The sequence below is a fragment of the Iodobacter sp. CM08 genome (assembly GCF_033446605.1).
Lineage (GTDB): Bacteria > Pseudomonadota > Gammaproteobacteria > Burkholderiales > Chitinibacteraceae > Iodobacter.
Genome location: NZ_JAWQUO010000019.1, coordinates 52,351 through 65,430 on the forward strand (window position 1 = coordinate 52,351; position 13,080 = coordinate 65,430).

A 13,080-nucleotide genomic window follows, 5' to 3' on the forward strand; every position below is an offset into this window, starting at 1 on the left:
TTTTAATAGATTTTAAGTATTTTCAAATTTAGATGTATGGATTTGTATTGCAATCCGTTGCACGGGGCTTGGAGTCCCCTTGAAACACGCCGCAGCGAGGAACAAGCGGGCGGGGTTTCGGCGAGGACTGTCTGAGCGAAGCGAGTTCCGCAGCCGCCGCTCGATTGTCCGCAGATGCGGGGCCTTCGTGTTTCGTGGGGTCGCCTTCTTTTGGTTCTTTTCTTGGCGAAGCAAGAAAAGAACGCGCTCGCGGGGGCTCCCGCACCAAAACTAAGTGCCGAAGGCACTAAAAAGGTCTTTTTGTATTTAACGCCAAAGCTTGGCGGGCTTGCTCCCACCCCAAGTGCTGCACATCATTGTTTTGAAGTGGAATCTATGAAGTTTAAATATCTGTTTTGGCTCTGCCTGCTGCTGCAAACTGCCAGTGCTCAGGAATTGCGTACTTTGGTGAGTGTGGAGGGGATTCGTGAGAATCAGCTGATTGGTTATGGCGTGGTCGTGGGTTTAAACGGCACGGGGGATAACTCGCAGGTGAAGTTTGCTGGGCAGTCGGTGGCTAATTTGCTGCGCCAGTTTGGCATTAAGCAGACTGGGGAAACCAAGGTTAAGAATGTGGCTGGTGTGGTGGTGAATGCGGTCTTGCCCTCGGGTTATCACAAGGGGCAAACGGTAGATATCACCGTTTCATCACTCGGCGATGCTAAAAGCTTGCGTGGTGGTGTGCTGCTGCTTACGCCTTTACGTGCGGCCGATGGCGAGGTTTATGCCTTGGCGCAGGGCAATGTGGTGATTACTGGCTTGTCGGCGCAGGGCAGTAGTGGCTCTAGCGTCACCGTGAATACGCCGACTTCGGGGCGGATTCCGAACGGGGCTAGCGTAGAGCGTGAGATTGAAAGCGATTTTGATACTCGGCCAACGGTCACGCTCAGCTTAAAGCGCCCTAGCTTTCAAAATGCGACGCAGATTGTTAGCGCCGTAAATCAGCGCTTTGGCAAAATCGCCAGCACCCGTAATGCCACCAATATCGAGATTATTGCCCCAAGCGACCCAAGCGAGCGGGTGGCTTTTGTGGCTAAGCTAGAAGCCCTAAATATTAATGCAGCTGCCGAAGTGCCACGCGTGGTGTTTAATTCCCGCACCGGTACCGTGGTGATTAGTCAGGGCGTAACGGTGAGAGCTGCCGCCGTTTCGCATGGCTCATTAAGAATTGTGATTTCCGAAGCGCCCGCAGTCAGCCAACCAGGTGCGTTTAGCAATGGCACCACCGCTACCGTGCCTCGGTCCAAAGTGGATGTACGCGAAGGCTCTGGCCAGATGTTCCGCTGGCCGCCGGGCGCTAGTTTAAAAACGATTATCGATACGATTAACAGCACCGGAGCATCGCCAGATGACATTATGGCGATCTTGCAGGCGCTGGATCAGGCGGGTGCTTTGGATGGCGAGTTGGTGGTGATTTGATGAATCCTATTTCTTCATCGTCTTTGCAAATTGAAGCAACAGACTCGCCACCTATCGCTGAGAACGCGGCTTACCGTAAAAAAGCAGAAACGGCTGCGGTGCAGTTCGAGAGCTTTTTTATCCAAGATATGCTCAAGCAAATGCGCAAAGCCACGCGTGAAATCAGCAGCGAAGACAGTATTTTTAAAAACACCATCAATAGCGATATGCTCGATTTTGCCGATCAGGCCGTGGCGGCGGAGCTAGCCAAACAGCGGGTGTTTGGCGTGGCTAATGCCATCATGGCGCAGCTGCTGCCTGAAAAGTGACATGCCTTCACTTAGTAAAACCCAAATCTTGAACCACGGAGAACACGGAGTTTCACTGAGAAAAACAGCTTAGGAGTCTGGCTTTAATTTGGGTGCACAACAGCGCAGCGCAGCAGTGCGCAAGAAAAATACCTTGCCCGCCCTATACAAAACCAAGCTCAAGCCATCACAAACTATAGATATGTAAATACTCTGTTTAATAAAAACGCCAATCGTGTCGCCTTATAACAGAGTGCGCTGCTATTTGCAGACTGCTACACCTCCCTTTATCCCTAAATAAGCCACCCGATGCGCATGATGCAAAATGCGCTGGCCGGAGCGCTGGCTGCACAAGCCGCGCTGAATGCCGCCAGCCAAAATATTTCAAATGTACTCACTCCTGGCTATTCGCGTCAGGGCGTGGTTTTATCCGCCATTGCCCCATCGGTGGGCGATCCGCACAGTGCGGGTTCGGGCGTGGATATCCAATCGATTCGCCGTTTTAATGATCAATATCGCAGCCTGCAAATGTGGCAGGCATCGGCCAATATGGGCGAAAGCGCGGCCAAACAGGGTTATTTAACCCAGCTAGAGCAGGTGATGAGTGCATCGGGCAGCAGCATTAGCGGTGGCTTGGATAAATTTTATGCTGCTTTAGGCGCCGCCAGTGTAGAGCCTAGCTCCCTCGCGCTGCGCCAAGGTGTGATTACCGAAGCGGGAGCTATGGCGCAGCGGTTTAATAATCTAAACCGCGTATTAAGCGCCCAGCATGCCTCGATTAATGAGCAGCGCACTGCCTTAGTCACTCAGGTGAACTCCTTGGGTGGATCGATTGCCCGCCTGAATAAAGAAATTGTTGCGGCGACCGCTACTGGCGTGAATCCATCGGGCTTATTGGATGAGCGTGATCGCAAAATTGATCAGCTTAGCGGCCTAGTTGATGTGCGCGTGGTGAATCAAAACGACGGTGCCATCTCTGTTACCTTGCGTGCGGGCCAGCCTTTGGTTGTTGGCGATAGTGCATCGGTGATGAGTACCGAAGTGCAGCTTGATGGTAGCCAACTGATTAAATTGTCCTTTGCTCAGGAAAAATTCACCCTAAATGGTGGCAGTATCGGCAGTCAGTTAGGTGGCTTAAATGAGTACGAAAAAAACAGCTTAAAGCCGATGGAAGACTCGGTGCGTACCCTTGCCAGCGAAGTGGCAGGGCGGATTAATGGCCAGTTAGCTGCGGGTTTTGATTTACCCGATAGCGCTGGTGCGCTCGGCCAGCCAGGTAAGGCTTTATTTGTGTTTGATGCAAATAACCCTGAAGCAATGCTGAAACTGCGCTCTGGTGTATTGGCGGGTGATTTGGCTTTTGCGCTGGATGCGGCTAAACCCGGTGGCAGCGGTAATTTACAAAAATTAATTGATATTCAGAGTCAGCCCTTAGCGGTGCCTGGCCTTGGCACGGTAACGCTAAGCGATGCCTATGCTCAGCTTTTGGGGCGACTCGCCTCTGAAAGCCAGCAAAATCAATCCTCCTTAGCAACTGGCAAGGTGGTGCGTAATCAGGCGGAGCAAGATTGGAAAAGCACTAGCGGCGTAAACCGTGACGAAGAAGCGATGAATATCGTTGAATATCAGAAAATGTATCAGGCCAATATGAAGGTGATTGCAATTGCTAATCAGTTGTTCGATAGCACCTTAGCCATGTTCAACTGACGGAGTTTTTATGCGTATCGCCAGTACCCAGTTACAAACAACCTTGAATGATTCTTTGCAAACGGCCTCGGGCAATATGGCTGAGCTGCTGCAAAAAATGTCATCGGGTAAGCGTTATTTACTCCCTTCAGAAGACCCAATTTCTAGCGTGCGTTTACTGCGATTAGAGCGTGAAGAGGCCGCGATTGATCAGTACAAAAGCAATATCGGCGCTTTGCGTTCGCGCTTATCTATGAATGAATCTTATCTGGATGGTATGACTCAGGATCTCATGCAGGCGCGGGTTTTATTGCTGGGTGCGGACGATACGGTGTCTAAAGAAGATGTAAAAGACATTGCCGCAAGCTTAGTTAGCCTAAGAGATAGTTTGTTTTTTACGGCGAATACCAAGGATCAGGAAGGGCATTATTATTTCTCTGGCACAGCCAGCTCTATGCCAACGCTGACGTTAGATGGCACTGCGGCGGCCGGTAGCCGTTATACCGCTACTGGTAATAATGATCAGCAGCTAGTGGTGGTGGGTAATGGCGTAACGCAAGCTTCGAATGTGGCGCTGACAGAAATGGCGGCGCTGCTTAATCAGCTGGATCAATCGATTAGTGCACTGCAAAGCCCACCTGGCGGAGGCTACCGTGCCGCAGTAGAGCTGGGGATCAATGGCCTTGATATTGCGCTCAGAAGCGTTGGCAGCAAAATCGCTAATCTTGGCGGTGCGCAAAATAATATGCAGATGATGGAAGACAACCATGCCAATGTGAGTTTATCTAATCAGCAATCAGTGCGGCTATTGGGTAGCCTTGATTATGCAGAGGCAATGATTAGCATGGATGGTTATAAACTGGCCTTAGAAGCTTCGCAGAAGGCTTATGGCAGAATAAGCAACTTGTCTTTATTTGATGTACTCTGAACAAAGACTTTGCAGAAGCTTTATCGAATCAAAAACTTATCTGACGTGATTTAAAAGGAATGATGGGTATGGCAGCAGCGTTGCCCAGGCTGGACAGAAGTAATCCGAGCAGCCGCTTAGGGATTGATAGCCAGCCGGTGCTTGCACCCGCTGCGCCAGCCGTTGTTAGCATGGTGGCGGCAGTGCGCGAGCAAAAAAGCGAGCGTGCGGGTTCCTGGCGCTACAGTACCCAGTTGAACGAGCAGCTGACGGCTGGACAGCGGGCGCTGGAGTATGTTGATCAACTTAGCGATCAGCTAAGCGGGCTAAAGCTAAAGCTCAGCCAAGAGCTGGGTCAGCGCCGTGTTGACCGTGAAGAGCTGAGTAGCAAAGTGGCAGAGTTCTCCACGCTGTGGGCCGCCCGTAGCCAGCATACCGGTGGCAGCATAGATGGCCATTTAAAGTTTCATCTTGCTCAGGATGCAAAAGAAGTGTTCCGCGCCCGTGGTTTAGAGCTGGAATCCTTAAGCAGTGGCACTGCTGAAATGCTGACTTTTTATACCGGTGTGCGTGGCACTGGCCCTGCTTCGGTGGCGGTGGGCGGAGAGATCAGCCGTGAAAATCTGCTGCGCCAATTTAATCGCGCACTGGCGCCTTCTGGTATTCGCACCGAAGCCGATCAGAGCGGCGCTTTAGTTTTTTCAGTGGCAGAAGAAGCCCTACCGTCTTTGCAAAGTAAGCTAGCGATTCGGGGTGGCGGTATTCGCTTCCCCGCTGGGCAAGCTAATCGGCTTAAGCTGGAGAGTGAATTACCCGCTATTACGCCTAGCCACTGGAGCACCGATGATCACGCCAGTGTGCGGCAAAGCCTGCAAAAAGTAGTGATGGCGCTGGAGCAGCTAGAGCAAACCCGTGCAGCAATTAGTAGCGCCATGGGTGAGGCGAAGCTGGCGATTGAGCAGCTTTCCACCATGAATGAATCAGAATGGGCGCAAAGCTTTGTCGGCGATTTTAATGGCCGTTTTAATCAGAGCAGCGATTACCGTTTTTTTAGCGACATCGCTCCGGCGCTGATGGGAATGAGCCGCTACCGTGTGTTGTCTTTGCTAGCGTTAAGATAGTGCATCACTTTCGTTAGCGTGTTTTTTAAGCCCTATCGCCTAGTTTATAGCCTTGTAATTTAGTCTCTCAGCTACTTTAAAGGGAGATGGAGAGGTTTTTATGCCTATGCTGCTTGCTATCTGCTGCCTGCTTTTGCCTTTATTTTGTTCTGCAGAAGCGACGATTCAGGTGGGCACTGGTTATTCTAAGCCACCCTATGTTATCTCTGAAACTCAAAGTGGCTTGGAGCTTGATATTGTGCGCGCGGCGCTGTCGGCTGAGCAGTTACAAATGAACGTCGTATTTTTGCCGCCAGCACGGGCGCTACATATGTTTAAAAGCGGCGAACTTGACGCTATTACCACGGTAAATGAAGGCTCTCATTTAGTTGGTTATTGGTCAGATTCGCATATTTTTTACCAAAACTACGCCATTACGATGGCAAGCAGGGCCATTGTGATCAAGAAAATGGCCGATTTAGCTGGGCACAGTATCGCCGCCTTTCAAAATGCCAAACTCGCACTTGGCCCCGAATATGCTGCAGCAATTACGCAGGCCAGCTATCAAGAAATACCCAATCAACTGACGCAAAACAAATTGCTTTATACCGGCAGAGTTGAGGTGGTTATTGGCGATCGACTTATTTTTGAGTACCTGAATCATAGCTTGGCTAGTCGTTTTAATGTGCAGCAAAAGCTGCAATTTAGCGCTATTTTTCCACCAACTCATTATAAAGTCTTGTTTCGTAACCGTGATTTACGTGACCGCTTTAATCAAGGACTTGCCACCATTCACCATAATGGCGTTTATCATCAGATAGAGCAGAAATACCGTTCTGCCCGTCTTACGCACTAATTCCTTCAGTTTTATTCTTAGCATGTAAATATTTACTAATATACTACTTAAGAAACTCCACGGGCTTGCCGCCTTAGGTAGGTAGAGGCGCCCAATGGCGGGTGCCGTTACTTTGTCATTTGGAGTTCTTCCCCATGTTGAGCCTGCACACAAACGCCGCTGCCCTTTCTACCCAACGTAACTTAGGCACTAGCCAATCTGCTTTGACCACATCCATGACGCGTCTGGGTACAGGTCTGCGCATTAATTCTGCAATGGACGACGCTGCTGGCTTGCAAATTGCCACACGTATGGATGCACAAAGCCGCGGTATGCAAGCGGCGATGAAGAATACTCAAAACGGTATCAGCATGTTGCAAACAGCTGAAGGCGCTTTGGGCGAAGTAAGCAGCATCTTATTGCGTATGAAAGACCTTGCTACTGAAGGCGCCAATGCGACTGCGTCAGCAGATGACAAAACCGCAATGCAATCAGAATTTGATGCATTGGGTAAAGAAATGGCCAACATCATGAAGAATACTTCTTTTGGTGGTGAAAAATTAATGAATCAAGGCGCCGCTCCTGCATCTTCAGGAAAGCTTGCTGGTGCAGCAATTGACTTTCAAATTGGTGCTAGCGCAGCAGAAAAAATGACTGTTGATATGAGCGCCACCTTTACCGCTTTGGATGCAGGTTTGAAAGCGGCATCTAAGGCGTTCACTGACGCAACTGCTGCGACTCCTCCAGCAACGCCTGCTGCTGGTACAGAAATGACCACGGCTAATGCGCAAATCACCTTATTAGATACCGCGCTGAAAGCTGTAGGCACAGTTCGCTCCGACCTTGGCGCAAACGCCAACCGTCTTGACCACGTTTATAACAACTTAGGCAATATGGATAGCAATACCAAGATGGCTAAGGGCCGCATCATGGATACCGACTACGCTACCGAACAAGCAAAAATGACTTCTAACCAGATGCTGATGCAAGCCGGTACTTCGATGCTGAAGCAAAGCGGCTCGATGAGCCAAATGGTGATGTCTTTGATGCAATAATCCGGTTATGACTGGATAAACTAACCAGCTGCTGCGTGCGGCTGGTTTTTTTTTGCGGGTCGTAGGGGTTTAAATATGCTGGGAAGAGTAAGCGAGGCTGGATTCATGCCTTTGCTACAGGCTAAGGAATCCAGCTCATTTAAAGAAGGTGATCTACTCACTATTATTGCAAAGCAACAATCAGTGGTGCGCTTACGCACACCTGATGGCCTAGAGCTGGATATTTGCCTGCCTGATATCTCGGCAGATTGGCTTGGCCGGCAACTGCGGGTATTGGCTAGTCAACCTCGTTTGCAATTGGCGCTAGAGACGATTCCTAAGCCAGAGCTGAGCAATGACGGCTTGTTGGATGCCTTGGTTTTGCGTGATAACCCAAGGTTTTCCAAAAATAGGCCACAGATTTTTGAGCTAGCAAATGCGTGGAGGGTACAATTATTAGGCACGATTTCCTATCTAGCAGTGCGCCTAGCCCAAGATAATGGGCCACATTTGCCTCTCGCCTTATTGCAATTGGGAGTGTCTACCCAAGCAGCACCTGCCGAATCAGTGAGTATGCCGCTGTGGCTATGGGGTGGCCCAGTTTTGCAGCTGTGGTTTATCGAGGATGAGGCCGAGCCAAGTTTTGAATCAGCGGAATCTGCGGTTGAGTTATTGCTAGAAATTACTTTAGCGAAATGGGGCCCGATACAGCTGTTGCTGCGCTATCGGCATAGCAGGCTGGTGCTTAATCTAGGGGCGGAAAGTGAATGGCACTTTGCGCTCAGTGCTTTGGAGCCACAGTTTAAGCAGATCGCCTCCCAGTTGGGTTTGCAATTAGCTGTGTATGTGGGTGAGCCTTTAGTAGGCCTGCATCGCTTACAGGCCAGTAAAGCCGCTAGGCTCAGCCCTGCGCAACTACCGCTACCCATATTTAAGCTGGCGGCTGAAATATTGGTGCTATTAGAGGCTCATGCTTAGATGATTGGCGCTCAATAGCAGAGAGTGGCTTGAGTCAGCTTATAATATTGCGATCATTGAATAGCCTAAGAGCCAGCAAAAATGCGTATTAATTTGAAAGTTCCTTTTGCAGAGAAAGACAGCGCAAAAGCCTTAGGCGCGCGCTGGGACGCGGCAAAAAAGCTTTGGTTTATCGTAGATAAGCCGGATTTAAGCCCATTTTTGCAGTGGATGGATGCCAGCAGTGTGGAGCAAAAAACGGCGAAAGTAGCGGCTCCTATCGCCGCGCCACTGCCTAAAATAGCAGGCGTAGACTACGGCGAGCCGCCTTGGGAAGTGACCGCGAATGACATTATTTTAAAGTAAGGCACTGATGGGCAATAAACAGTCTGGTCTGGTGTTTACTAGCAAAGGGGTGGCAGGCTTGCTTCAGCGCAGCTTTTGTCGCCGGGCTGATTATCGGGCTTTACCCATACTGCAAAAAAACATATTCCACATCACCCCAGCGTCCCAAGCAAACTCACGTCGTAATTCTCTGGAATCTCGTTATAAGAAAGCACATGCAGCCCAGGTGCAAACAGCCTGCCGTAGCGGGCAAGGATAGGGCGGATTTGTGGCATAACCAGCAAGATAGGCGGGGCGCTTTGTTGTTTGAGCTGCTCACGCACTAGCGGCATATTGCTTTGCAGTTGGCTGAGTACATTTGGGTCTATGGGGAAGCTATCCAGCGCAACCTTGCCGTTTTGCTGAGCTTGGCTAAGTGATCCCAGCAGCATGTTTTCTAGCTCGGCGCTGAGGTTAAAGGCCTTAATTTCACTTTTATTGCCCAGAATAGCTTGGGCGATTTGCCGCTTTAAGGTGCAGCGCACTTCGGCGGCCAGCATGATGGGGTCTTTGGCGTTGTCGGCGGCGTCGACCAAGGTGGTAGCGATCGGCACGATGTCTTTGAGCGAGACATTTTCTTCCAGCAGATAGCGGTAAACGCGCAGCAGCTGGTTGGCATTCAGTGCGGTATTGAGTGCGCTGGCGAGCTTTGGTGCCAGCACGGTAAGCCGCTCAGATAAGGCGCTAACATCGTCGTGCCTAAATAGCTCGGCCAGATGGCTGCGGATTACTTTATTCAAGTGGGTGGCAATCACGCTTGGGCAGTCAATCACCTGATAGCCAAGGCCCAGCGCATTGGCTTTATCACCGCTGGCAATCCAAGTCACTGGCATGCCGTAGGCAGGATCTACGCCGGGGATGCCATCTAAATTACCGTAAACCTCGGGCGAGGGAATGGCCATCAGGTGATCGCTAAATACCTCGGCCTGCGCCACCACGCTGCCATTGAGGCGAATGGTGTATTGCGATGGCTTGATGCGCAAATCATCACGCATGGCGATATGTGGCAGCAAAATACCCATGTTTTCGCTGAGCGTTTGGCGCACGCCACGGATGCGTTTACTCAGCGGCGCGCCTTGCTCCTTATCCATCAGGCCGACCAATTTATAGCCTAATGAGATCGCCAGCACGTCCACATAAGGCAGGGCTTGCCAGTCTAAATCGGCCTCATCGCTGCTGAGTAGCGCCGATTCGATGGCTTTTAAGTCTTGGGCAGGTTTTGGGTTTTTTTTTGCATTTTGCGCCATTTTCCAGCCGCTATAGCCCAGCAAGGCGGCAAAGGCCAGAAAGGGTACGAGCGGCATGCCGGGAATAATCGCCAGCACAAACATAATGCCTGCTGCGCTGATGAGTACCGTTGGCGAGGCCAGCAGCTGCTCGCCAATTTGCTCCTGCATATCGCCAGAATCGCTGACGCGGGTGACTACAATCGCGGCGGCGGCAGATAGCAGTAGGGCGGGGATTTGCGCAACTAGACCATCACCAATGGTCATCAAGGCATACAGGCGGAATGCCTCACCCATGCTTAAATCGTGCATAGCCGCGCCAATAGCCACCCCACCAATCAGGTTGATCAGCAGAATCAAAATACCGGCAATGGCGTCCCCGCGCACAAACTTAGACGCCCCATCCATCGAGCCATAAAAATCGGCTTCTGCGGCGATATCACGGCGGCGTTGTTGGGCTTGTTCCTGATTAATCAGCCCCGCATTTAGATCAGCATCAATCGCCATTTGCTTGCCTGGCATGGCATCCAGCGTAAAGCGGGCCGATACTTCGGCAATGCGCTCTGCCCCCTTAGTGACCACAATAAAGTTAATGATCATCAGGATGACAAACACCACCATCCCCACCACAAAATTACCGCCAATCACTACCTTACCAAAGGCTTCAATCACCCTACCGGCCGCTTCTGTGCCTTGATGGCCGTGCAGTAACACCACGCGGGTAGAGGCTACATTGAGCGTTAGCCGCAGCAGGGTGGTGGCCAGAATAATGCTTGGAAAAGCCGAAAAATCTAGCGGGCGTTTCACCGATACCGCCACCAGCATCACAATAATCGCCAGCACAATATTAAAGGTGAATAAAAGATCTAATACCAGCGGCGGGATCGGCAGAATAATCATCGCCAGCATGGCCAGCAGGAATAAAGGCGCGGCCAGCTTGAACTGCTTTAGGGCGCTAAAATATTGGGTGAGTGATTTCATGCTGGTTCTTTAATCTCTGCAAGTTCTGGCGAAATATCCAAATCATTGGGTAGGTGAGGAGGCATACGGCGGCCTCCAGTGCGAAAGGCTTTTAGCTGCAATACATAGGTCAGCACCTGCGCCACGGCCTTAAATAAAGGCGCTGGGATTTGCTGATTCACTTGGGTGGTTTTATAAATAGCGCGAGCTAGCGGCGGAATCGGCACAATATCTATTTTGTGGATTTCGGCGAGTTGGCGAATATACATCGCCATTTCATCCATGCCTTTGGCCACAATAAAAGGCGCTTGGGCGCGGTTTTCGTCGTACTTTAAAGCCACCGCATAATGGCGCGGGTTGACGATAATCACGTCGGCATTGGGGATGGCTTTGCGGATGCTACGCTGGGCGATTTGCTGCTGAATCTGCCGAATACGTTGTTTAATCTCTGGTCGGCCTTCGCTGGTTTTATATTCGTCTTTGAGCTCTTGCTTGCTCATTTTTTGTTTACGCATAAACAAAAAGATTTGCAGCGGCAAATCAATGGCGGCAAATAAGATAAACACCAAGCAAAAGCTAAATAGCGCATCAAATAATAATTGCGCCGCACCCGTCAGCGCTTCGCTTAGCGTTCGCTCCTGCAGGCTAAAGAACCCGGGCAGGCTATTCTTGCTGACATAAAACAGTACGGCAGCCAGAATCAGCACCTTAATAATGGCTTTGATTTGCTCGCTGGCGTGTTGCGCAGAGAAAATCCGCCCAAAATGGGAAAGCGGATTCATCCGCTCAAACTTAGGCATTAGCTGCTTGCCAGAGAATACCCAGCCACCCGGATACAGCGAGGCAAGAATAATCATTAGCGGAATCATGGCCAAAGGCAGCAGCATTTTGATCAGCAGCATAAAGCTGCCGCTAAATAGGCCAGACCAAACGTTATCAATACTGCCTGGCTGGTCTAGCGAGCTAAAAGCCAGCTTAAACAGTGCGTCAAAATCAACTAAATAGCTGGGGGCCAGCAGCGCAAATACTTTTAAGCTGGCAAGCAGGCCCACTGCCGAGGCCACTTCGCGCGATCGGACAATCTGGCCTTCTTTTCTGGCGTTTTTGAGTTTTTGCGGGCTGGCTTTTTCTGTTTTATCGCCATTAGACGCTTCAGCCATGCACGCCTCCGTGCAACATCTGCTCAATCATTTGCAAAATCTTTTCGCTGAGCTGGCTATAGTGGCCTGGAATAAAACGGCTAATCAGGCCAAGGGTGAATAGGCCAAACAGGGTGATGAGAGGAAAGCCTAGAGAGAACAAATTAAGCGCTGGGGCCACGCGGTTGAGTAAACCAAGGCCAAGTTGCACAATAAAAGTAGAAAAAATACTGGGAATGGCCAGCAGTAAAGCCGCAGCAAATACCCAGCTTAGGCTTTGTGCCAGCATCTTGAGCGAGACAAAATTAATCCCATCTGCCACCGGCCATAGCTTAAAACTGCCGTAAATAATCTGCACCAGTACCAGATGCCCATCCATGGCAAAAAACAGCAGCGCACCTAATAAATACAGCAGGGTAGAAATCACATCCGACGAGCTGCCGCTCATAGGATCATTCATCACCGCCATACTCAGGCCCATTTGCGATGAAATCAAAAAGCCTAAGATGGATAAAATCGTCATCACCATCTGAAACGCCATGCCAAAAATCAGCCCGATAATCACCTGCGCAAAGGTGGCCGCAATCCACTGCATAGAAAAGGGATCGATACTGAGCTGGTTTTTTTGCATGATGGGCAGGGTGATTACGCTCAGCACCAGCGATAAACCAATCCGCGCACGCACCGGCACCATGGCTTCGCCAATTAAGGGCGCAAAACTAAACCCCGCCATATAGCGGCAAAAAGGCCACCAGAGCAGGGGTAGGATTGCGAGTAATTCCTTAATCAGGGAGTCCATTGTTTTCTTGTGTGAGGGATGATAAGTGCCTTCGGCACGTTGATTTTGGTGCGGGTAGCCCCCGCAGGGGCCTTACTTTCTTGCTTCGCCAAGAAAGTAAGCAAAGAAGGCGACCCCACGAAACACGAAAGCCCCTTCGCTGCGGACAATCGAGTCGGCGGCGGGCGGGATTGGCTCGTTCCTCGCTCCCTTGCCGAAACCCCGCCCCGCTTGTTCCTCGCTACGGCGTGTTTCAAGGGGATTCTTAAGCCCCTTGCTGATATCGTGGTCGTTTGTTTTTGTTTGCTGCTGCAAAATCAAACCGCTTT

13 protein-coding genes are annotated in these 13,080 nt (G+C 50.6%); 9 read left to right on the plus strand and 4 right to left on the minus strand.

All coding sequences use genetic code 11. From position 1 onward, the window contains the following. Positions 1 to 375: 375 nt before the first annotated feature. The 9 genes from R6242_RS12510 to R6242_RS12550 all read left to right on the plus strand — a co-directional run bounded on the left by R6242_RS12510 (position 376) and on the right by R6242_RS12550 (position 8,630). The gene (locus R6242_RS12510; RefSeq protein WP_318427279.1) at positions 376 to 1,458 is read left to right on the plus strand and encodes a flagellar basal body P-ring protein FlgI; all 1,083 of its coding nucleotides are present in this window, start codon (positions 376 to 378) and stop codon (positions 1,456 to 1,458) included. Further along, entirely contained in the window at positions 1,458 to 1,766 is a 309-nt protein-coding gene (locus R6242_RS12515; RefSeq protein WP_318427281.1) for a rod-binding protein, read from the plus strand. The genes R6242_RS12510 and R6242_RS12515 overlap by 1 nt, the downstream gene beginning before the upstream one ends. 294 nt (positions 1,767 to 2,060) lie before the next feature. Beyond that, on the plus strand, positions 2,061 to 3,452 hold the full coding sequence (gene flgK, locus R6242_RS12520; protein ID WP_318427283.1) for a flagellar hook-associated protein FlgK: 1,392 nt from the start codon (positions 2,061 to 2,063) through the stop codon (positions 3,450 to 3,452). 10 nt (positions 3,453 to 3,462) lie between these two features. Further along, complete coding sequence (gene flgL / locus R6242_RS12525) at positions 3,463 to 4,359, plus strand: flagellar hook-associated protein FlgL (protein ID WP_318427286.1); 897 nt, start codon at positions 3,463 to 3,465, stop codon at positions 4,357 to 4,359. A 68-nt stretch (positions 4,360 to 4,427) separates the two neighbouring features. Next, positions 4,428 to 5,459 (plus strand): hypothetical protein, encoded by a 1,032-nt coding sequence (locus tag R6242_RS12530; RefSeq protein ID WP_318427289.1) that lies wholly within the window; start codon positions 4,428 to 4,430, stop codon positions 5,457 to 5,459. A 100-nt stretch (positions 5,460 to 5,559) separates the two neighbouring features. After that, positions 5,560 to 6,294 carry a substrate-binding periplasmic protein gene (locus R6242_RS12535; RefSeq protein WP_318427292.1) on the plus strand — a complete coding sequence of 245 codons (735 nt, stop codon included), beginning with the start codon at positions 5,560 to 5,562 and terminating at the stop codon, positions 6,292 to 6,294. Positions 6,295 to 6,428: 134 nt separating this feature from the next. After that, the gene (locus R6242_RS12540) at positions 6,429 to 7,328 is read left to right on the plus strand and encodes a flagellin (RefSeq protein WP_318427295.1); all 900 of its coding nucleotides are present in this window, start codon (positions 6,429 to 6,431) and stop codon (positions 7,326 to 7,328) included. Between the two features lie 105 nt (positions 7,329 to 7,433). Beyond that, positions 7,434 to 8,285 carry a hypothetical protein gene (locus R6242_RS12545; protein WP_318427298.1) on the plus strand — a complete coding sequence of 284 codons (852 nt, stop codon included), beginning with the start codon at positions 7,434 to 7,436 and terminating at the stop codon, positions 8,283 to 8,285. An 81-nt stretch (positions 8,286 to 8,366) separates the two neighbouring features. Then, complete coding sequence (locus R6242_RS12550) at positions 8,367 to 8,630, plus strand: DUF5710 domain-containing protein (RefSeq protein ID WP_318427300.1); 264 nt, start codon at positions 8,367 to 8,369, stop codon at positions 8,628 to 8,630. Positions 8,631 to 8,761: 131 nt separating this feature from the next. Here the strand turns inward: R6242_RS12550 and flhA are convergent, their stop codons facing one another. The 4 genes from flhA to R6242_RS12570 form a co-directional block, all read right to left on the minus strand. Beyond that, positions 8,762 to 10,855, minus strand: coding sequence for a flagellar biosynthesis protein FlhA (gene flhA, locus R6242_RS12555; RefSeq protein ID WP_318427303.1), 2,094 nt, complete (start codon positions 10,853 to 10,855; stop codon positions 8,762 to 8,764). Continuing rightward, entirely contained in the window at positions 10,852 to 11,994 is a 1,143-nt protein-coding gene (gene flhB / locus R6242_RS12560) for a flagellar biosynthesis protein FlhB (RefSeq protein WP_318427306.1), read from the minus strand. Before flhB ends, flhA begins: the two co-directional genes overlap by 4 nt. After that, positions 11,987 to 12,772, minus strand: coding sequence for a flagellar biosynthetic protein FliR (gene fliR / locus R6242_RS12565; RefSeq protein ID WP_318427307.1), 786 nt, complete (start codon positions 12,770 to 12,772; stop codon positions 11,987 to 11,989). Before fliR ends, flhB begins: the two co-directional genes overlap by 8 nt. 72 nt (positions 12,773 to 12,844) lie before the next feature. Continuing rightward, a complete protein-coding gene (locus R6242_RS12570; RefSeq protein WP_318427310.1) occupies positions 12,845 to 13,072 on the minus strand; it encodes a hypothetical protein in 228 nt (75 codons plus the stop codon). Between the last annotated feature and the right edge of the window lie 8 nt (positions 13,073 to 13,080).

Excerpts from the sequence above, each read along its gene's own strand:
- flgL (WP_318427286.1), top strand. The coding sequence starts at position 3,463 with ATGCGTATCGCCAGTACCCAGTTACAAACAACCTTGAATGATTCTTTG.
- R6242_RS12510 (WP_318427279.1), top strand. The coding sequence starts at position 376 with ATGAAGTTTAAATATCTGTTTTGGCTCTGCCTGCTGCTGCAAACTGCC.
- R6242_RS12530 (WP_318427289.1), top strand. The coding sequence starts at position 4,428 with ATGGCAGCAGCGTTGCCCAGGCTGGACAGAAGTAATCCGAGCAGCCGC.
- R6242_RS12515 (WP_318427281.1), top strand. The coding sequence starts at position 1,458 with ATGAATCCTATTTCTTCATCGTCTTTGCAAATTGAAGCAACAGACTCG.
- R6242_RS12540 (WP_318427295.1), top strand. The coding sequence starts at position 6,429 with ATGTTGAGCCTGCACACAAACGCCGCTGCCCTTTCTACCCAACGTAAC.
- flhA (WP_318427303.1), bottom strand. The coding sequence starts at position 10,855 with ATGAAATCACTCACCCAATATTTTAGCGCCCTAAAGCAGTTCAAGCTG.
- R6242_RS12545 (WP_318427298.1), top strand. The coding sequence starts at position 7,434 with ATGCCTTTGCTACAGGCTAAGGAATCCAGCTCATTTAAAGAAGGTGAT.
- R6242_RS12535 (WP_318427292.1), top strand. The coding sequence starts at position 5,560 with ATGCCTATGCTGCTTGCTATCTGCTGCCTGCTTTTGCCTTTATTTTGT.
- flgK (WP_318427283.1), top strand. The coding sequence starts at position 2,061 with ATGATGCAAAATGCGCTGGCCGGAGCGCTGGCTGCACAAGCCGCGCTG.
- fliR (WP_318427307.1), bottom strand. The coding sequence starts at position 12,772 with ATGGACTCCCTGATTAAGGAATTACTCGCAATCCTACCCCTGCTCTGG.
- flhB (WP_318427306.1), bottom strand. The coding sequence starts at position 11,994 with ATGGCTGAAGCGTCTAATGGCGATAAAACAGAAAAAGCCAGCCCGCAA.
- R6242_RS12550 (WP_318427300.1), top strand. The coding sequence starts at position 8,367 with ATGCGTATTAATTTGAAAGTTCCTTTTGCAGAGAAAGACAGCGCAAAA.